The organism is Streptomyces sp. NPDC003720 (assembly GCF_042875075.1).
In the GTDB taxonomy this organism is placed as follows: Bacteria; Actinomycetota; Actinomycetes; order Streptomycetales; family Streptomycetaceae; genus Streptomyces.
The window spans coordinates 40,736-59,607 of sequence record NZ_JBIANZ010000016.1; the positions used below are offsets into that span (position 1 = coordinate 40,736).

Below are 18,872 nucleotides of genomic sequence, written 5' to 3' on the forward strand. Positions count from 1 at the left end.
AAACGGTGTTGTGGTGTGATGCTCAGGTGCCCGACCGCCTGCCCCCGCGATGTGGGAAACCGGGCGGCCTGACCAGCAAGGATGGGGAAGCGGAAGATGGACAAGCAGCAGGAGTTCGTGCTCCGGACGTTGGAGGAGCGCGACATCCGGTTCGTACGCCTGTGGTTCACGGACGTGCTGGGCTTCCTCAAGTCCGTGGCCGTTGCACCGGCCGAGCTGGAGCAGGCCTTCGACGAGGGCATCGGCTTCGACGGCTCCGCCATCGAGGGCTTCGCCCGGGTCTACGAGTCCGACATGATCGCCAAGCCGGACCCCTCCACCTTCCAGATCCTGCCCTGGCGCGCCGAGGCCCCCGGCACCGCCCGCATGTTCTGCGACATCCTGATGCCCGACGGCTCCCCGTCCTTCGCCGACCCGCGCTACGTCCTCAAGCGGGCCCTGGCCAAGACCTCCGACCTGGGCTTCACCTTCTACACCCACCCCGAGATCGAGTTCTACCTGCTCAAGGACAAGCCCGTCGACGGCTCCCGCCCGACCCCGGCCGACAACTCGGGCTACTTCGACCACACCCCGCAGAACGTGGGCATGGACTTCCGCCGGCAGGCGATCACCATGCTGGAGTCGATGGGCATCTCGGTGGAGTTCTCCCACCACGAGGGCGCCCCCGGCCAGCAGGAGATCGACCTGCGCTACGCCGACGCGCTGTCCACGGCGGACAACATCATGACGTTCCGCCTGGTCATGAAGCAGGTGGCGCTGGAGCAGGGCGTCCAGGCGACCTTCATGCCGAAGCCGTTCTCGGAGTTCCCCGGCTCCGGCATGCACACCCACCTGTCCCTCTTCGAGGGCGACCGCAACGCGTTCTACGAGTCGGGCGCCGAGTACCAGCTCTCCAAGGTCGGCCGCTCCTTCATCGCGGGCCTGCTCAGGCACGCCGCGGAGATCTCCGCGGTCACCAACCAGTGGGTGAACTCCTACAAGCGGATCTGGGGCGGCTCCGAGCGCACGGCGGGCGCGGGCGGGGAAGCCCCCTCGTACATCTGCTGGGGCCACAACAACCGCTCCGCGCTGGTCCGCGTCCCCATGTACAAGCCCGGCAAGACCGGCTCCGCGCGCGTCGAGGTCCGCTCCCTCGACTCCGGCACCAACCCGTACCTGGCGTACGCCGTCCTCCTGGCTGCGGGCCTGAAGGGCATCGAGGAGGGCTACGAGCTCCCGCCCGGCGCCGAGGACGACGTCTGGGCCCTGTCCAACGCCGAGCGCCGCGCGATGGGCATCGAGCCCCTCCCGCAGAACCTCGGCGAGGCCCTGACCCTCATGGAAAGCAGCGACCTGGTCGCCGAGACCCTCGGCGAGCACGTCTTCGACTTCTTCCTGCGCAACAAGAAGTCGGAGTGGGAGGAGTACCGGTCCGAGGTCACCGCCTTCGAGCTGCGGAAGAACCTGCCGGTGCTGTAGGCGCCGGTCAGCGGTGTCGAGCCTGGACCGTCCCGTGTGGCCGGCCGCCTGTGGCGGCCGGCCACACGGCGTCTCGGCCGGCGATCGGGTTACAGAGGGCTGATCTGCCAGGCGATCACGCCGGTCGATCCTCTGGTGCCGTCGACGTCGACGTGGACCGGCGCTTTCGCGGTGATCCGCTGCTGGACCACTGACCTGTCGCACGGCACCGTGGTCTTCGTGCCGGCGTTCGCGGGCACGAAGGTCAGCTCCGCGGCCCCCCTGCCGGCGCACGCGAGGCTGATCCGGTAGGTCCTGCCCCTGGTCAGGGTGGGTTCGCTGTGAATACCGTCTGTCACGCGTTCCGCGCCCGCCTCGACCGGCGTTCCGCCGCGGGCGGCGGCAAGGGCCGCCCGGGCCTGCTCGCCGAGGTTCTTCTCCGGCCGAGCCGTCGCCGGTCGGGTGGAACTCGGTGCAGGCGGCGGTGAGGAATGCGCACCGCCCCCGTCACTGCCGGACGTCGTGCACGAGGTGAGCAGGAACGCCGACACCAGGACGCAGCAGCCGGCCAGCCGGGCCGTCCGCGGGCTCGAACAGGTCATGACGTGGATTCCCAGTGCTTCCGGCCGGTTTCCGACGTCGGCAGGATCGCCGTACCGACACGTGGACACTAGGCTTGATCGTTTGTGCGCGGCAAGTGCAAGATCCGTTCCCTGAGGGGAACTTGAGCGTTCGGGGGCTTCACGTCGCCACTTCGTCCGGTGGTGGCTGGACCAGGATGTCGTCAGGGTCGTCGAGCGTGGCCGCCCGGCCGGGCGGGGCGCTCGCCCCTCGCGGCGGGGAAAAGCGCTGTCCCGGCTCAGGGGGCCGGTGATAGACAGCCGCAGTGGAAAACAATCTGGAGTTCTCCGGTCTGCTGCGGCTGATCGACGAGCGGTCCGGCGCCTTCCGGGATGCCGTCGCCTCCGCGCCCGGTCTCGACGCGCGGGTGGTCACCTGCCCCGACTGGACGCTGTTCGAGCTGGCCGAGCACCTGGGCGGGGGAGACCGCTTCTGGGCCGGTGTCGTGGGCGCGGGGCCCGCCGAGGTCCCGTCGGCCGAGGCGGTCGCCGCGCGCGCCTCCGTGACCGCGCCGCGCGAGCGCGAGGCCCTCGTGGCCTGGCTGGCCGAGTCGACGGGGCTGCTGCTGGACGCGCTGCGCGCGGCGGGCCCCGACCGCGGCTGCTGGACCTGGTGGGGCGCGTCGCAGTCGCCGCGGACCTCCGGTGGCGTCGCCCGGCACCGGGTCCAGGAGAGCGCCGTGCACACCTACGACGCCCAGCTCACCCTGGGCGCCCCGCGGCCGCTGCCGGACGAGGTGGGACTCGACGGCGTCGAGGAGTTCCTGTCCACCTGCTGCGCGACGACCAGCGCCTGGCCGCACAAGCCCACCGCGTTCGACTTCCACGCCACCGAGGGCCGCTCCTGGCGCCTCACGGTCGACGGCGACGGCGCGCGGTTCGCCCGTCTGCCCGCCACCGGCGAGGGCCCGGACGAGACCGGCGTCTCCGTCCGGGGCACGGCCGGGGAACTGGTCCTCTTCCTCTACGACCGGGTCCCCGCGGACTCCGTGCGGATCGACGGGGACGCCGGACTCCTCGCCCTGCTCCGGGCCTGGGAGCCGGAGGACTAGGCAACTCCCCGACGGGAGCTCAGCAGTTGACGGGCGGGTTGCCGGAGGCGACCCGGCAGAAGTCCGCCCCGGGCCCGCCGTCGACCGTCCCGGCGTTCGGGCCGACGAAGAGGGAGTCGCCGCCGTCGCCGCCGAGGACCCTGCCGCCCGCCGCCGTACCGGAGTTGGCCATGACGGTGTCACCGCCGGCGCCACCGTCGACCGTGCCGGCGACGACGCCGCTGACGGTGATGTAGTCGCTCCCGCCGAGGCCGTTGACGGTGTCGCCCGGGGCGAGGGGGCCGCAGCTGATGAAGTCGGAGCCGGCGGTGCCGCTGACGGTCGTGCCGGAGACGGGAACGCCGTTGACCGTGCACGACGTCAAGGCCTGGGCGGGCGTCGCGGTCAGGGCGACGGGAGCGGCCACGAGGGCGGCGGCGCAGAGCGTGCGCATCGCGTGTCTGATCATGTAATGAATGGTTCACGGGGACCGTGTGATCGCAATCCGGAACCGCCGGTCACACCACCGTCCGGGCGGCGGACCGCCCCGGACGGGCCACCGGACGCCGGTGGCCCGTCGCGCGGGTCATCGGCCCCGGGCCCCCGGGGCGGGACGCTGCCGGTGGCGGGAGATGCGCTGGCGCGGCGGCCGGGTCAGGGTGACCTGCCGGACCAGTTGCTGGAAGCAGGTCAGGGCGGCGAGGGCCGGCAGGACGGCCGCGGCCACCCCGGTGAAGGACCGCTCGGCCTCGGCCACGCAGAGTGTCATGGCGACGGAGGAGAACAGCAGCACCACGCACCAGGAGTGCAGGGCGCGCCGCCGGTGCAGCGCGGTCCGCAGGATGGACAGCGAGGCCACCATCCAGGGGCCGTACACGAGCAGCGGCCACCAGTGCAGCGGGCCGCTCCGGGTGCTGGCCGCGATGTGCTGCAGCGGGGCGTAGGCGGCCAGGCCGCCGAAGACGCTCACCATCGCCACGATGACGGCGGCGAGCGCCGCGATCAGGAAGCTGACCGTCTGCAGCCACGTGATGCGCAGTTTCCGCGTCCGCACCTTCCGGTGCCCGGCGGGATGGCGCCGGATGGGCGGCAGTTCGCTGGCGATCCGCGCCAGGTTCTCCAGCGGGTCGCCGGTGCCGTGCTCGGCCCCGTAGGGGGCCTCGGGGCCCGCCCCGTACGGCGGTTCGGCGCCGGCGCCGTACGACGGCTCGGCGCCGTAGGCCGGTTCGGCCCCGTACGTCGATTCGACCCCGTACACCGGTTCGGCCGCGTAGGCCGGTTCGCCCCGGTACGCCGGCTCACCCCCGTAGACGGTCCCGGTGCCGTACGTCGGTTCACCCCCGTACACGGTCCCGGAGCCGTACACCGGCTCGGCGACGCCGTACACCGGCTCCGAGCCGTACGGATACCCGCTGCGCGGCGGCGGCACGGCGGCCGTCTGCTGTGCCGCCTGCGCGCTCGCCGCGTCCTGCAGCAGATAAGTGAGTTCTTCGACCGGGTCCCAGCTCTCCTCCAGGGGTGCCGTCGAATAGAAATCCGCGTATTCGTTGTTCACGGAAGAGATCCGCCCCCGTCAGCCGGCCGCGTGGCAGCCGCAGCGTCCCTGGTCGTTCCGGCGCCGGCCGAGGTCCCCCTGGGCCGCTTCGAGCACCCTCAAGCGCCTTGCGTTCGTCATATTCCGCTAACGCCACCGGCCTCCTCCGGATGCGCGGCATTCGAGTGAGTCTGATCCGGACGGAGCAGTGGGACGTCATTTCTGATGAAGAGTCGAATACTCCGTTAAAAAGGCGTTCAACGGGGAAAAGCGGCGGACAGGCCCGCCGTCAGCAGGCGCCGGGCGGTGCCGGTCCCGTCCGCCGGGACCGCGTACAGGTCGGCCCCGTAGTCGCCCGGCAGCGCGTACACCACCGTGCGGCCGTCCCGCCACAGCGCCTGGTCGTCCACACTCCGGGTCTCCGCCAGCGGCGTCTCGCGCATCGTGCGCAGGTCGAGGACGTACAGGCGCCAGGGGGCGTCCCGGGGCAGGCCCTCGACCCGCTTCTTGTAGGCGACGCGGGTGCCGTCGGGGGAGAGGGACGGGCACTCGACGTTGCGGTGCAGGGTGGTGACCGTGCGGGTGCGCAGATCGCCGCGCACCAGGTAGGTGCTGCCGCCGGTCGCCAGCGTCGCGTAGAACGTGCGGTCGTCGGCGGCGAACGTCACGCCCCAGAAGTTGACGTCGGCCACCCGGTAGGCACGCCCGTCCTTGACGATCCGGAACGACTCCAGGGACGGGATCAGCCTGCCGGTACGGGTGTCGGCGATGGCCGCGCGGGTGGAGAAGTCGGTGCCCGCGTACGAGTCCCCGCCCACGAACGCCGTCCAGGCGGCGAAGTGCCCGGTGGGGGAGACCCGGGCCCGGGAGGGGATGCCGGGGACGTCGTAGCGCGCCCGTTCCCCGAGGTGCGCGTCCAGGACGAGCGCGCGGTAGGTGTCCGAGACCGGGCCGTGCACGGCCTGCAGGCACACCCCGATGCCGGCGGCGGCGTGGAAGCGCAGGCACTTGACGCCCGAGGCGGTGCGCGGCCCGGACGGGTCGGCGGCCGGGACCGCGACCAGTTCGTCGCGGTGCGGGCCCCACGCCATGTTGCGGAAGACCATCCGGCCGGGCCCGGTCAGTGTCACAGGACCCGGCGCGACCGCGGGGCCGCCGGCCTGGGGGCGGTCGCGGCGGTCGGCGCGCGCCGAGGCGTGCAGCACGGTCGTCAGCGCGACCGCCGCCAGCACCGCGACGGCCGTGAGCAGGATCAGGATGCGGGTGCGTGCGGTCATGCCGTCTTGGTGCCTTCCGGTGGGCCCGGGACGCGGGGCGCGCGCCCGGGACGCGGGGTCGGGGGGAACGCCGCGCACCCGGCCGCCCGCCGCGGCGGACGGCCGCGCACCCGGCCGGGGCGCCCGTCCGCCGCGGCCGGTACCGGGCGGCCGCTCCGCACCGGCCGGGGCGCGGCGGCGTCCGCGGACGCCGCCGCGGCCGTCCGCCACGGGCACGTCACGACGCCCAGACGCCGGTGATGTCCTTGGCGGAGGCCGCGTTGCCCGCGTGCGTGCTCAGGCCCTGGGTGTCCTCCAGGGTGCGCAGCAGGTCGTAGTGGTTGTAGGTGGTGGAGGACGAGGCGCCCGGGGTGACCGGCTGCCCGTACAGGACGGTCGGGATGCGGTTGCCGCTGAGCCGGTTGTCCTCGTCGAAGGTGACGACGAGCAGGCTGTTGTGGGTCCTGGCCCATGTCGCGTACGCGCCCAGGTTGTTCTTGAGCCAGGTGTCACCCGTCGACACGGAGCAGTCGTGCATGTCGCTGCACAGGTTGGGGACGACGAAGGAGAGCTGGGGCAGGGTCGAGTAGTCCGCCGGGAACTGCGCGAAGGTCCTGGCCGTCGACGTCGGCACGTTGCTGAAGCCGAACCACGGGTTGTGCTTGCGCGCGTAGCTGCCGCTGCTGCACGTGGTCGAACCCTGGCTGGGCAGCGTCTCGTTGTAGCTCGCCCAGCTGCGGCCGGCGGCGATCATCTCCGAGGCCAGGTTCGGCGCGGACGTGAAGCCGGGGGTGTAGCAGCTGTCGTCCGTGACGCCCTGCGTCGAACCGGAGAACAGGGCGAAGTAGTTGGGCTGGCTCGGGTGCGTCTCGGCGTACGCCTGGCTCAGGTTGGCGCCGCCGGACTTCAGCGAGTTGATGTACGGGGCGCTGGAGGAGCCGATGACCTGGCTGTAGGCGTGGTTCTCGAAGACCACGACGACCACGTGGTCCGGACTCGGCACGGCGCCCGCGGCGTGCGCGGACTCACCGCCGAGCCCGGTCCACAGGCCGATGGCGGCCGCGGCGAGGGCGGTCGCCGAGGCCACGAGCGTACGGACACGGCGGTGCACGGGACTGCCGGACACATCAACCTCCGGGAGGGGTACGGGGCTGGCGGTGCAGACAGAGCATGCACACGCCAATAACCCCGTGGCCCACGGGCCCGGACCCCGCGGATGAAGAGCGGGTGAACTGCTGGGTGCCGGTCCCGCGCGAGCGGGTACCCACGCGCCCATGACGCGTATTCACGTGGGCACTTGCGGCTGGACCGACCGGGCACTGGTGACGAGCGGCTGGTACCCGCGCGGCCACCGGGACACCGAGGGCCGGCTGCGGTACTACGCCGGCCGCTTCCCCGTGGTCGAGGCCGACTCGCCGTACTACGCGCTCCCCAGCCCCGGCACCACCCGGCTGTGGGCGGAGCGCACTCCGGCCGGATTCCGCTTCGACGTCAAGGCGCACTCGCTGCTCACCGGCCACCCCACCCGTCCGGCCGCACTGCCCGCCGACCTACGGGGCCGCGCCCGCGACGACGGCCTGCTGGACGAGGTGTGGGCCCGCTACGCCGAGGCGCTCGAGCCGCTGCGCGCGTCCGGCCGCCTGGGCACCCTGCTCTTCCAGTTCCCGCCCTCCCTCGCCCCGGGCCCGTCCGCCGAGGCCTTCCTCCGCAACTGCCGTGAACGAGCCCGCGACTGGCCCTTCGCCGTCGAGTTCCGTGACCCCGGCTGGTGGCGGGCGGACCGGGAACGCGCCACGACCGCGCTGCTCGCCGACCTCGACGCCACCGCCGTCGCCGTCGACACCGTGCAGGGCCTGCCCACCTCCATGCCCCCCGTCGCGCCGGTGACCACCGCCCGCCTGGCGGTCGTCCGCTTCCACGGCCGCAGCCCGCACTGGGGCACCGGCAGCAAAGAGGACCGCTTCCGGCACGGCTACACCGAACGGGAACTCGCCGGCTGGCTGCCCCGCGTCCGCGCGCTCGCGGCCCGCACCGAAGAGGTGCACCTGCTGTTCAACAACTGCTGCGCGGACGCGGCGGCGAGGGCGGCGGAGACCATGCGGGGCCTGCTGCACGCCACGGTCCCGCACCAGCCGACCCCCACCTGCCACGAGCCGACCTGAGCGAGGGCCCAGCCGTGTGCCGCCGGCCGGGCTCGGCGGGGCGGGGGCGCCGCAGGCACCCGCGTCGTTCGTATCAGGCGGCCCCGGCCCCGGTGCGGTTAGGCTCGGCGCAGGATGAGGTGCACTGATCGCAGGGGAGGCCGGGCATGACGCCGGGGCGCAGGAGCAGTACCTTCACGCGGCTGCTTCGGCACGGCTTCACCGACCCGTCCGCCGCCGAGCGCCTCCTGGACGGCGTCGAGCTGGCGCCGGTGCGCGACGACCCGGTGCTGCTGGAGGCCCTCGGCGCCACCGCCGACCCCGACCTCGCACTGGAAGGACTGGCCCGGCTCCTGGAGGCGCAGCCCGCCCCGACCGCCCGCCGCGAGCTGCTGGACACCCTGACCGCGGCCAAGCCGCTGCGCGACCGCCTGCTCGGCGTCCTCGGCGCCTCCGCCGCCCTCGCCGACCACCTCGCCCGGCACGCCGGCGACTGGCAGGCACTGGTCACCTACGAGCCCCGGGACCTGCACCCCGGCGTGGAGGAGTTCGAGCGGGGCCTCGCAGAGGCCACCGACCCCGTCTCCCTGCGCGTGGCCTACCGCCGCTGCCTGCTGTCCATCGCCGCCCGGGACGTCTGCGGCACCATCGACGTCGCCGACACCGCCGCCGAGCTCGCCGACCTCGCCACCGCCACCCTGCGCGCCGCCCTGGCGCAGGCCCGGCGGGCCGCCCCGGAGGACGCCGCCGCCTGCCGTCTCGCGGTGATCGCGATGGGCAAGTGCGGCGGCCACGAGCTGAACTACGTGTCCGACGTCGACGTGATCTTCGTGGCCGAGGCGGCCGACGGCACGGACGAGGACAAGGCGCTCAGATCCGCCACCAAGCTCGCCTCGCACATGATGCGGATCTGCTCGGAGACCACCGTCGAGGGCTCCATCTGGCCCGTCGACGCCAATCTGCGCCCCGAGGGCCGCAACGGCCCCCTGGTGCGCACCCTCAGCAGCCACCTCGCCTACTACCAGCGCTGGGCCAAGACCTGGGAGTTCCAGGCCCTGCTCAAGGCCCGCCCGGTGGCCGGCGACGCCGAGCTGGGGAAGGCCTACGCCGACGCCCTCGGCCCCCTGGTCTGGCAGGCCGCCGAACGGGAGAACTTCGTCGCCGACGTGCAGCGGATGCGCCGCCGGGTCATCGCGAACATCCCCGCCGCCGAACTCGACCGCCAGCTCAAGCTCGGCCCGGGCGGCCTGCGGGACGTCGAGTTCGCCGTACAGCTCCTGCAGCTCGTGCACGGCCGCACCGACGCCACCCTGCGCAGCGGCACCACCCTGGACGCGCTGCGGGCCCTCGCGGCCGGCGGCTACGTGGGCCGCGAGGACGCCGCCCGGCTCGACGAGGCCTACCGCTTCCTGCGTTCCATGGAGCACCGCATCCAGCTCTACCGGCTGCGCCGCACCCACCTCGTCCCCGAGGCGGAGGACGACCTGCGCCGCCTCGGCCGCTCACTGGGCCTGCGCACCGACCCGGTGACCAGCCTGCAGCGCGAGTGGAAGCGGCACGCCGGCGTCGTACGGCGGCTGCACGAGAAGCTCTTCTACCGGCCGCTGCTCGACGCGGTGGCCCAGCTCGCACCCGGCGAGACCCGGCTCAGCGCCGAGGCGGCCCGCGAGCGCCTGGTGGCCCTCGGCTACGCCGACCCGGCCGCCGCCCTGCGCCACCTGGAGGCCCTCGCCTCCGGGGTGACCCGCAAGGCCGCCATCCAGCGCACCCTGCTGCCCGTCCTGCTCGGCTGGTTCGCCGACTCCGCCGACCCGGACGCCGGTCTGCTCAACTTCCGCAAGGTCTCCGACGCCCTCGGCAAGACCCCCTGGTACCTGCGGCTCCTGCGGGACGAGGGCGCGGCCGCCGAGAACCTGGCCCGCGTCCTGTCCGCCGGCCGTCTCGCCCCCGACCTGCTGATGCGCGCCCCCGAGGCGGTCGCGCTGCTCGGCGACGGCGACCGCGGCGCCGGCCTGGAGCCGCGCGAGCGCGGGCAGCTCGAACAGGAGGTGCTGGCCGCCGTCCGCCGCGCGGAGAACGCCGCCCAGGGCGTCACCGCGGCCCGCGGCGTCCGCCGCCGCGAGCTGTTCCGCACGGCCGCCGCGGACATCGTCGGCTCCTACGGCACCGAGACCAGCGACGCCGAGGCCGACCAGGGCGCCCTGGTGGACCGGGTCGGCGCCGCGGTCTCCGACCTGACCGCCGCCACCCTGGCCGGCACCCTGCGCGCGGTGGTCCGCGAGGGCTGGGGCGACACCCTGCCGACCCGGTTCGCGATCATCGCCATGGGCCGCTTCGGCGGGAACGAACTGGGCTACGGCTCCGACGCGGACGTGCTGTTCGTGCACGAACCGCAGGACGGCGTCGCCGAGCAGGAGGCCGCGGCGGCCGCCAACAAGGTCGTCGCCGAGATGCGCCGGCTGCTGCAGCTCCCCAGCGCCGACCCGCCGCTGCTCATCGACGCCGGTCTGCGTCCCGAGGGCAAGTCCGGACCGCTGGTGCGCACCCTGAAGTCGTACGCGGCCTACTACCGCCGCTGGTCCCTGGTCTGGGAGTCGCAGGCGCTGCTGCGGGCCGAGCCGGTCGCCGGCGACGCCGACCTCGGCCGCCGCTTCATCGAGCTGATCGACCCGCTGCGCCACCCCGAGGCGGGGCTCGGCGAGGACGCGGTCCGGGAGATCCGCCGGCTCAAGGCCCGCATGGAGTCCGAGCGGCTGCCGCGCGGCGCCGACCCCAAGCTGCACACCAAGCTCGGCCCCGGCGGTCTGTCCGACGTCGAGTGGACCGTGCAGCTGCTCCAGCTCCGGCACGGCGCGCAGGTCCCCGGCCTGCGCACCACCCGCACCCGTGCGGCCCTGGCCGCCGCCCGGGAGGCCGGGCTGCTCTCCGCCGAGGACACCGCCGTGCTGGACGAGGCGTGGGTGCTGGCCACCCGGGTGCGCAACGCGGTCATGCTGGTCCGCGGCCGGGCCGGCGACACGTTCCCCACCGAGCCGCGCGAACTCGCCGCCGTCGGCCGCTACCTCGGTTACGGCTCCGGGCATGTCGGGGACATGCTGGACGCGTACCGCCGCACCACGCGCAGGGCGCGCACGGTCGTGGAGCAGCAGTTCTACGCGGACGGCGCCTGAGCCCGCGCGGCGGCCCGGGACGGCGCCGGCCTGCGCGGCAGCCCGTACGGCAGGCTGCCGTACCAGAGGCGGGCCACCGTGAAGCCGAAGGCCAGGCAGACGGCCCCGCCCACCGCGTCCACCCAGAAGTGGTTGGCGGTGGCGACGATCACCAGCAGGGTCACCGCCGGGTACACCAGTCCCAGCACCCGCACCCACGGCACCGACGCCAGCGCGAAGACCGTCAGACCGCACCACAGCGACCAGCCGATGTGCATCGACGGCATCGCCGCGTACTGGTTCGACATGTGCTTCAGGTCGCCCGAGGCCATCGAACCCCAGGTGTGGTGCACCATCACCGTGTCGACGAAGCGCCCGCCGTGCATCAGTCGGGGCGGGGCCAGCGGGAACAGGTAGTAGCCGGCCAGCGCGGCGCCCGTCGTCGCGAACAGCGCCAGCCGGGTCGCCGCGTAGCGCCCGGGATGCCGGCGGTAGAGCCACACCAGCACACCGATGGTGATGACGAAGTGCAGCGTGGCGTAGTAGTAGTTCATCCCGACGATCAGCCAAGTCACCGCGTTGGCGGCATGGTTGACGGACTGCTCGACGGCGATGCCGGCCTGGTGCTCGGCCCGCCAGACCCAGTCGGCGTTGCGCAGCGCCTTCGCCCGCTGCTCCGGGACCGCGTTGCGGATCAGGGAGTACGTCCAGTAACTCACCGCGATCAGCAGGATCTCGAACCACAGCCGGGGCCGGCGCGGACTGCGCAGGCCGCGCCGACGACCCTGTCTGTCCTCGCCCGTGACGGCCCGCGGAACGGCCACCTCCTCGCGACCTTCCGGCTCTGTCACGGTCGAGTCACTCATAGCCACGCAGTCTGCCAGAAAAGACTTCTCCGACAGATCATCCCAAGCCCGGTTCCCGGCCGCACGTCCTGCGGCCCGCGCGGGGCTCAGCCGCGGGCGCGGTCCCCCGGGGCGGAGGCGGTCGAACCGCGCACCACCAGCTCGGGCATGAACACGAACTCGCTGTGCGGCGCAGGCGTCCCGCCGATGTCCTCCAGCAGCGTGCGCACCGCCGCCTGGCCCATCGCCGGGACCGGCTTGCGGACCGTGGTCAGCGGCGGGTCGGTGAACGCGATCAGCGGGGAGTCGTCGAAGCCCACCACCGAGATGTCCCGGGGCACCTCCAGGCCGAGCTGCCTGGCGGCCCGTATCGCGCCGAGCGCCATCATGTCGCTCGCGCAGACCACCGCCGTGCAGTTCCGCCCGATCAGCGCGGTCGCGGCCGCCTGGCCGCCCTCCAGGGTGTACAGCGAGTGCTGGATGAGCTCGGTCTCCACCGTCTGCGCGGGGAGCCCGAGCTGTTCCTGCACCGCGCGCACGAAGCCCTCGATCTTGCGCTGCACCGGCACGAACCGCTTCGGGCCGAGCGCCAGCCCGATCCGGGTGTGGCCCAGCGACGCCAGGTGCGTCACGGCCAGCGACATCGCGGCCCGGTCGTCCGGCGAGATGAACGGCGCCTGCACCTTCGGCGAGAACCCGTCCACCAGCACGAACGGGACGCCCTGCGCGCGCAGCCGCTCGTAGCGCTGCATGTCGGCGGTGGTGTCGGCGTGCAGCCCCGAGACGTAGATGATCCCGGCCACCCCGCGGTCCACCAGCATCTCGGTCAGCTCGTCCTCCGTCGACCCGCCCGGGGTCTGGGTGGCGAGCACCGGGGTGTAGCCCTGCCGGGTCAGCGCCTGGCCGATGACCTGGGCCAGGGCCGGGAATATCGGGTTCTCCAGCTCGGGGGTGATCAGCCCCACGAGCCCCTCGCTGCGCTGCCGCAGCCGCACCGGACGCTCGTAGCCGAGCACGTCCAGCGCGGCCAGCACGGACTGGCGGGTGGTGGCCGCGACGCCCGGCTTGCCGTTGAGAACGCGGCTGACGGTCGCTTCGCTCACCCCCGCCTGCGCAGCGATGTCCGCAAGCCTTGTGGTCACGGCACCGGACTGTACCGGCCGGACTCCTCCTTGCACACCGACGGGACGCCGTGCGCGGGCGGCTGATCGGCCTGCGGTGGATTGCTGCCTCATCGCGCTCCTCGTCCTTCACGGTCCCTTGTGAGGTCCTTGTCGAGCCGGTGTCCGCTCGCAAGGGGATGATTCCGGCGACGGAGACGGATGGCAAGGCCTTGCAGAGTCTTGCACAAGTGTCCGTCAACCCGCGTACCGGCGACGGATCAGGGTTTCGGTGGGATCTAGCGCAGGTCACGGCGAGGTAACCCTCGTGTTCTCTTGCACTTTTTTGCTGCAAGGTCTTTCGCGGGGCTTACATCGCTGTTACGTTCCTGGTCGCCCGGCCGCGGCAACGGCGCAGTCGGCAAGACAGCAGGGCCGGCGGACGGGACCGCCCCTGCATCACACGGGCTTTAACCCTCAAGGAGAACTCATGCGGCGTGGCATAGCGGCCTCCGCGCTGGTGGCGTCCCTCGCCCTGGCGGCGACGGCGTGCGGCGGTGGCGACAGCGACAGCAAGTCGGACGGCCCGGTCACCATCACCTGGTGGGACACCTCCAACGCCACCAACGAGGCACCGACGTACAAGGCCCTGGTCCAGCAGTTCGAGGCTGCCAACAAGGACGTCAAGGTCAAGTACGTCAACGTGCCCTTCGACCAGGCGCAGAACAAGTTCGACACGGCGGCCGGCTCCAAGGGCGCCCCGGACGTGCTGCGCTCCGAGGTCGGCTGGACCCCGGCCTTCGCCAAGAAGGGCTACTTCCTGCCGCTGGACGGCACCGACGCCCTGGCCGACCAGGCCAAGTTCGAGCCGAACCTGATCAAGCAGGCCCAGTACGAGGGCAAGACCTACGGCGCGCCGCTGGTCACCGACACCCTCGCCCTGGTCTACAACAAGGCCCTCTTCAAGAAGGCCGGCATCACCGAGGCCCCCAAGACCTGGGACGAGCTGAAGTCCGACGCCGCCAAGGTCCAGGCCAAGGCGGGCGTGCCCGGCTACTGGGGCTCCACCCAGGCCTACTACGCCCAGTCCTTCCTGTACGGCGAGGGCACCGACACCGTCGACGCCGCCGCCAAGAAGGTCACGGTGAACTCGCCGGCCGCCAAGAAGGCCTACGGCACCTGGCTGAGCCTGTTCTCCGGCAAGGGCCTGCACAAGGCCGACACCACCGCCGACGCGTACGCCCACATCCAGGACGCGTTCGTCAACGGCAAGGTCGCCGCGATCATCCAGGGCCCCTGGGAGATCACGAACTTCTACAAGGGCAGCGCCTTCAAGGACAAGAGCAACCTCGGCATCGCCACCGTCCCGGCCGGCTCGTCCGGCAAGGCGGGCGCCCCGACCGGCGGCCACAACCTCTCGGTCTACGCCGGCTCCGACAAGGCCCACCAGGCCGCGGCGCTGAAGTTCGTGAAGTTCATGACCTCGGCGAAGTCCCAGGAGACCATCGCCCTGAAGAACTCCACCCTGCCGACCCGCGGCGACGCCTACACCGACCAGGTCAAGGCCGACCCCGGCATCGCCGGCTACCAGGGCGTCCTCTCCGCCGCCCAGCCCCGCCCGGCGCTGCCCGAGTACAGCTCCCTGTGGGGTCCGCTGGACACCGAGCTGCCCAAGATCGCGGGTGGCAAGGAGTCGCTGGACAAGGGCCTGAGCAACGCCGAGCTGGCCGTCGCCAAGCTGGTGCCCGACTTCAGCAAGTGAGCCCGGGTGGCCGCCGGATCCTCTCCTCGAAGGGGGGAAGGATCCGGCGGCCGCCGCCCTGTGCCCGGCCCAACCCTGATCTTCCAGAAGGTGTCGAACCATGACAGTCGCCATCGACCGCGCGACCGGCAAGCGCCGCGGTGACCGCGCGCCTCGGCCCGGGCTGGGCCGGCGCATCAAGAGTGGCTACCAGAAACACTGGTACGCGTACGCGATGATCGCCCCGGTGGCGGTCGTGCTGGGCGCGCTGGTGATCTACCCGCTGGTGTACGGCCTGTACCTGACGCTCACCGACGCCAACAGCCTGAACACCGCCCGCACCATCGGCGTCAACCACATCGACGCCACCTACAAGTTCATCGGGCTCGACAACTACAAGGACATCCTGTTCGGCCCGACGGCGTACGACCGCTTCTGGTCGCACTTCATCTGGACGATCGCCTGGACCGTCCTCTGCGTCGCGCTGCACTACTGCATCGGCCTGGGCCTCGCCCTGCTGCTCAACCAGAAGCTGCGCGGCCGCACCTTCTACCGGCTGATCCTCATCCTGCCGTGGGCCGTGCCCACCTTCGTCACCGTCTTCGGCTGGCGCTTCATGCTCGCCGACGGGGGCATCATCAACTCGGCGCTCGACGCGCTGCACCTGCCGGCCCCGCTGTGGCTGGAGGACACCTTCTGGCAGCGGTTCGCCGCCATCATGGTCAACACCTGGTGCGGTGTGCCCTTCATGATGGTCTCCCTGCTCGGCGGCCTGCAGTCCATCGACTCCTCGCTCTACGAGGCGGCCGAGATGGACGGCGCGAACTCCTGGCAGCGCTTCCGCTACGTCACCCTGCCGGGCCTGCGGTCGGTCAGCTCCACCGTCGTGCTGCTGGGCATCATCTGGACGTTCAACCAGTTCGCGGTCATCTTCCTGCTCTTCGGCAACACGGCGCCGGACGCACAGATCCTCGTCACCTGGGCCTACTACCTGGGCTTCGGACAGCAGCCGCGTGACTTCGCGCAGTCGGCCGCCTACGGCATCCTGCTGCTGGCCATTCTGATCGTCTTCACCTCGTTCTACCGCCGCTGGCTGAACCGCAACGAGCAGCAGCTCGCGATCTGAGGCAGGAGTCCCCATGAGCACCACGACACCTCCCGAGGCCACCGCCCAGAAGCCGGTGACCCCCCAGGTCCTCGAGGCCCTGAACCGCGGCCCGGCCCCCCGCCGGGGCAAGCGCCGCCCCCTGGCCGCCCTCGCCTCCCACGGCATCCTCACCGTCGCGAGCCTGATCGCCCTGTTCCCGATCGCCTGGCTGATCTTCCTCTCCCTCGGCCCGGACAAGGACGACTACCTGCACCCGGGCGGCATCTGGCACAAGATGACGTTCAGCAACTACTCGTTCGTCCTGCAGCACACCGGCTTCTTCGACTGGATGAAGAGCTCGCTGATCGTCTCGCTGGGCACCACGGTCATCGGCGTCTTCGTCGCGGCCACCACCGGCTACGCCGTGTCCAGGATGCGCTTCCCGGGCTACAAGAAGTTCATGTGGGTGCTGCTCGTCACCCAGATGTTCCCGATCGCCGTGCTCATCGTGCCGATGTACCAGATCCTCTCGGACCTGCAGCTCATCGACAGCTACCTGGGCCTGATCCTGGTCTACTGCTCGACCGCGGTGCCCTACAGCGCCTGGCTGCTCAAGGGCTACTTCGACACGATCCCGTTCGAGATCGACGAGGCGGGACGGGTCGACGGCCTCACCCCGTTCGGCACCTTCTTCCGGCTGATCCTGCCGCTCGCCAAGCCGGGCCTGGCGGTCGCCGCCTTCTACAACTTCATCACCGCGTTCGGTGAGGTCGCCTTCGCCTCGACGTTCATGCTCGACGACACCAAGTACACCTTCGCCGTCGGTCTGCAGAGCTTCGTCAGCGAGCACGACGCCCAGCGCAACCTGATGGCGGCCACCGCCGTGCTGGTCGCGATACCCGTGTCCGCGTTCTTCTACCTCGTGCAGAAGAACCTCGTCACCGGCCTCACCGCCGGCGGCACCAAGGGCTGACGCCCGCCGGAGGAATGCTCCCGCGCGCCGCAGTGCGCGCGGGTAGGCGGCCGCGGTGTCCATCCGACCCCGCCGGCACCGCGGCCGCCTCGCAGCGCACCGGCCCCGCCGCCGTACCCACGCCCATCATTGACCCTTCCCCCACGCCCGGGCCCCGCCCAGGAGGGGGGACCCCCACCGCATCAAGGACGCCATGAGCCAGCAGAATTCTGCAGCCCCGGCCACCGACTCCGCCGTCGCCACCGTCGCCACCAGCCGTGACTGGTGGCGGGACGCGGTCATCTACCAGGTCTACCCGCGCAGCTTCGCCGACAGCAACGGCGACGGCATGGGCGACCTGGAGGGCGTGCGCTCCCGCCTCCCGTACCTGCGCGACCTCGGTGTCGACGCCGTGTGGCTCAGCCCCTTCTACGCCTCCCCGCAGGCGGACGCGGGCTACGACGTCGCGGACTACCGCGCCGTCGACCCCATGTTCGGCAACCTGCTCGACGCCGACGCCCTGATCCGCGACGCCCACGGGCTGGGCCTGCGGGTCATCGTCGACCTGGTCCCCAACCACTCCTCCGACCAGCACGAGTGGTTCAAGCGCGCCCTCGCCGAGGGCCCCGGCTCCCCGCTGCGCGAGCGCTACCACTTCCGCCCCGGCAAGGGGAAGGACGGCGCACTGCCGCCCAACGACTGGGAGTCCATCTTCGGCGGCCCGGCGTGGACCCGGGTGACCGAGCCGGACGGCACCCCGGGCGAGTGGTACCTGCACCTGTTCGCCCCCGAGCAGCCCGACTTCAACTGGGAGCACCCGGCCGTCGGCGACGAGTTCCGCTCCATCCTGCGTTTCTGGCTGGACATGGGCGTGGACGGCTTCCGCATCGACGTGGCCCACGGCCTGGTGAAGGCCGAGGGCCTGCCCGACCTCGGCTCCCACGACCAGCTCAAGCTGCTGGGCAACGATGTCATGCCGTTCTTCGACCAGGACGGCGTGCACGAGGTCTACCGCCAGTGGCGCACCGTGCTCGACGAATACGCCGGCGAGCGCATCTTCGTCGCCGAGGCGTGGACCCCGACCGTCGAGCGCACGGCCAACTACGTCCGCCCGGACGAGCTGCACCAGGCCTTCAACTTCCAGTACCTGGGCACCGAGTGGGACGCCGCCGAGCTGCGCACCGTGATCGACCGCACCCTGGAGGCGATGCGCCCGGTCGGCGCCCCCGCCACCTGGGTCCTGTCCAACCACGACGTCACCCGGCACGCCACCCGCTTCGCCAACCCGCCCGGCCTCGGCACCCAGATCCGCACCGCCGGCGACCGCGACCTCGGCCTGCGCCGGGCCCGCGCGGCCTCCCTCCTGATGCTCGCCCTGCCCGGCTCGGCGTACATCTACCAGGGCGAGGAACTGGGCCTGCCGGACGTGGTGGACCTCCCGGACGAGGTGCGCCAGGACCCCGCGTACTTCCGGGGCGCCGGCCAGGACGGCTTCCGCGACGGCTGCCGGGTGCCGATCCCGTGGACCCGCGAGGGCTCCAGCTACGGCTTCGGCAGCGGCGGGAGCTGGCTGCCGCAGCCGGCGAGCTGGGCCGAACTGAGCGTGGAGGCGCAGACCGGCGTGCCCGGTTCGACGCTGGAGCTGTACCGCTCCGCGCTGAGCCTGCGCCGCTCCCAGCCCGGTCTGGGCGCGGGCGAGTCGGTGGAGTGGCTGCGGGCCCCGGAGGGCGTGGTGGCCTTCCGGCGCGGCGAGTTCGTGTGCGTCGCCAACACCACCGGCGAGTCGGTGACCATGCCGGCGTACGGCCGGGTGCTGCTCGCCAGCGGTGAGGTGACCGAGGCCGGCGGCGAGGCGAAGGTGCCGGCGGACACCACCGTCTGGTGGACCGCGGCGGACTGACGCCCGCTCTGAAATCTCTTGCATCAACTTCACACCGGCCCGCTGCCTTTCAGGCAGCGGGCCTTTAACATCTGCGTCA

The 18,872-nt window shown here is 72.1% G+C and carries 15 protein-coding genes; 8 read left to right on the forward strand and 7 right to left on the reverse strand.

Annotated features, from left to right (window positions below):
- Positions 1-96 precede the first annotated feature (96 nt).
- Entirely contained in the window at positions 97-1,458 is a 1,362-nt protein-coding gene (glnA, locus tag ACFYU0_RS33550; protein WP_199210301.1) for a type I glutamate--ammonia ligase, read from the forward strand.
- An 89-nt stretch (positions 1,459-1,547) separates the two neighbouring features.
- Here the strand turns inward: glnA and ACFYU0_RS33555 are convergent, their stop codons facing one another.
- The gene (locus ACFYU0_RS33555) at positions 1,548-2,108 is read right to left on the reverse strand and encodes a hypothetical protein (protein ID WP_389306096.1); all 561 of its coding nucleotides are present in this window, start codon (positions 2,106-2,108) and stop codon (positions 1,548-1,550) included.
- A 215-nt stretch (positions 2,109-2,323) separates the two neighbouring features.
- On the opposite strand from ACFYU0_RS33555, the gene ACFYU0_RS33560 reads away from it, so the two are divergent.
- Positions 2,324-3,109: a maleylpyruvate isomerase family mycothiol-dependent enzyme gene (locus ACFYU0_RS33560; RefSeq protein ID WP_389306098.1), complete on the forward strand. Its 786-nt coding sequence runs from the start codon at positions 2,324-2,326 to the stop codon at positions 3,107-3,109.
- A gap of 19 nt (positions 3,110-3,128) precedes the next feature.
- Here ACFYU0_RS33560 and ACFYU0_RS33565 read toward each other — a convergent pair whose 3' ends face one another.
- From ACFYU0_RS33565 to ACFYU0_RS33580, 4 genes are all read right to left on the reverse strand, one after another.
- Positions 3,129-3,557, reverse strand: a complete 429-nt coding sequence (locus ACFYU0_RS33565) for a hypothetical protein (protein ID WP_351660131.1) — start codon at positions 3,555-3,557, stop codon at positions 3,129-3,131.
- Positions 3,558-3,674: 117 nt separating this feature from the next.
- On the reverse strand, positions 3,675-4,643 hold the full coding sequence (locus ACFYU0_RS33570) for a DUF2637 domain-containing protein (RefSeq protein ID WP_389306100.1): 969 nt from the start codon (positions 4,641-4,643) through the stop codon (positions 3,675-3,677).
- Between the two features lie 236 nt (positions 4,644-4,879).
- Positions 4,880-5,899, reverse strand: coding sequence for a TolB family protein (locus ACFYU0_RS33575; protein WP_389306102.1), 1,020 nt, complete (start codon positions 5,897-5,899; stop codon positions 4,880-4,882).
- 217 nt (positions 5,900-6,116) lie between these two features.
- Positions 6,117-7,004: an alkaline phosphatase family protein gene (locus tag ACFYU0_RS33580; RefSeq protein WP_351670573.1), complete on the reverse strand. Its 888-nt coding sequence runs from the start codon at positions 7,002-7,004 to the stop codon at positions 6,117-6,119.
- A gap of 148 nt (positions 7,005-7,152) precedes the next feature.
- On the opposite strand from ACFYU0_RS33580, the gene ACFYU0_RS33585 reads away from it, so the two are divergent.
- Positions 7,153-8,040 carry a DUF72 domain-containing protein gene (locus ACFYU0_RS33585; RefSeq protein WP_389306105.1) on the forward strand — a complete coding sequence of 296 codons (888 nt, stop codon included), beginning with the start codon at positions 7,153-7,155 and terminating at the stop codon, positions 8,038-8,040.
- A gap of 146 nt (positions 8,041-8,186) precedes the next feature.
- On the forward strand, positions 8,187-11,189 hold the full coding sequence (locus ACFYU0_RS33590) for a bifunctional [glutamine synthetase] adenylyltransferase/[glutamine synthetase]-adenylyl-L-tyrosine phosphorylase (protein WP_389306107.1): 3,003 nt from the start codon (positions 8,187-8,189) through the stop codon (positions 11,187-11,189).
- Here the strand turns inward: ACFYU0_RS33590 and ACFYU0_RS33595 are convergent.
- Positions 11,171-12,034 (reverse strand): phosphatase PAP2 family protein, encoded by an 864-nt coding sequence (locus tag ACFYU0_RS33595; RefSeq protein WP_389306109.1) that lies wholly within the window; start codon positions 12,032-12,034, stop codon positions 11,171-11,173. The genes ACFYU0_RS33590 and ACFYU0_RS33595 overlap by 19 nt on opposite strands.
- Before the next feature lie 86 nt (positions 12,035-12,120).
- Positions 12,121-13,155, reverse strand: a complete 1,035-nt coding sequence (locus tag ACFYU0_RS33600; protein WP_389306111.1) for a LacI family DNA-binding transcriptional regulator — start codon at positions 13,153-13,155, stop codon at positions 12,121-12,123.
- 448 nt (positions 13,156-13,603) lie between these two features.
- Here ACFYU0_RS33600 and ACFYU0_RS33605 point away from each other — a divergent pair, with 448 nt between their 5' ends.
- From ACFYU0_RS33605 to ACFYU0_RS33620, 4 genes are all read left to right on the forward strand, one after another.
- The gene (locus ACFYU0_RS33605) at positions 13,604-14,875 is read left to right on the forward strand and encodes an extracellular solute-binding protein (protein ID WP_351670587.1); all 1,272 of its coding nucleotides are present in this window, start codon (positions 13,604-13,606) and stop codon (positions 14,873-14,875) included.
- 100 nt (positions 14,876-14,975) lie between these two features.
- Positions 14,976-15,980 carry a sugar ABC transporter permease gene (locus tag ACFYU0_RS33610; protein ID WP_351670590.1) on the forward strand — a complete coding sequence of 335 codons (1,005 nt, stop codon included), beginning with the start codon at positions 14,976-14,978 and terminating at the stop codon, positions 15,978-15,980.
- A gap of 13 nt (positions 15,981-15,993) precedes the next feature.
- Positions 15,994-16,914, forward strand: a complete 921-nt coding sequence (locus tag ACFYU0_RS33615; protein ID WP_351670593.1) for an ABC transporter permease subunit — start codon at positions 15,994-15,996, stop codon at positions 16,912-16,914.
- 193 nt (positions 16,915-17,107) lie between these two features.
- Positions 17,108-18,793 carry a glycoside hydrolase family 13 protein gene (locus ACFYU0_RS33620; RefSeq protein WP_389306114.1) on the forward strand — a complete coding sequence of 562 codons (1,686 nt, stop codon included), beginning with the start codon at positions 17,108-17,110 and terminating at the stop codon, positions 18,791-18,793.
- The last annotated feature ends 79 nt before the right edge of the window (positions 18,794-18,872 follow it).

Excerpts from the sequence above, each read along its gene's own strand:
- glnA (WP_199210301.1), top strand. The coding sequence starts at position 97 with ATGGACAAGCAGCAGGAGTTCGTGCTCCGGACGTTGGAGGAGCGCGAC.
- ACFYU0_RS33565 (WP_351660131.1), bottom strand. The coding sequence starts at position 3,557 with ATGATCAGACACGCGATGCGCACGCTCTGCGCCGCCGCCCTCGTGGCC.
- ACFYU0_RS33575 (WP_389306102.1), bottom strand. The coding sequence starts at position 5,899 with ATGACCGCACGCACCCGCATCCTGATCCTGCTCACGGCCGTCGCGGTG.
- ACFYU0_RS33585 (WP_389306105.1), top strand. The coding sequence starts at position 7,153 with ATGACGCGTATTCACGTGGGCACTTGCGGCTGGACCGACCGGGCACTG.
- ACFYU0_RS33590 (WP_389306107.1), top strand. The coding sequence starts at position 8,187 with ATGACGCCGGGGCGCAGGAGCAGTACCTTCACGCGGCTGCTTCGGCAC.
- ACFYU0_RS33595 (WP_389306109.1), bottom strand. The coding sequence starts at position 12,034 with ATGAGTGACTCGACCGTGACAGAGCCGGAAGGTCGCGAGGAGGTGGCC.
- ACFYU0_RS33605 (WP_351670587.1), top strand. The coding sequence starts at position 13,604 with ATGCGGCGTGGCATAGCGGCCTCCGCGCTGGTGGCGTCCCTCGCCCTG.
- ACFYU0_RS33610 (WP_351670590.1), top strand. The coding sequence starts at position 14,976 with ATGACAGTCGCCATCGACCGCGCGACCGGCAAGCGCCGCGGTGACCGC.
- ACFYU0_RS33615 (WP_351670593.1), top strand. The coding sequence starts at position 15,994 with ATGAGCACCACGACACCTCCCGAGGCCACCGCCCAGAAGCCGGTGACC.
- ACFYU0_RS33620 (WP_389306114.1), top strand. The coding sequence starts at position 17,108 with ATGAGCCAGCAGAATTCTGCAGCCCCGGCCACCGACTCCGCCGTCGCC.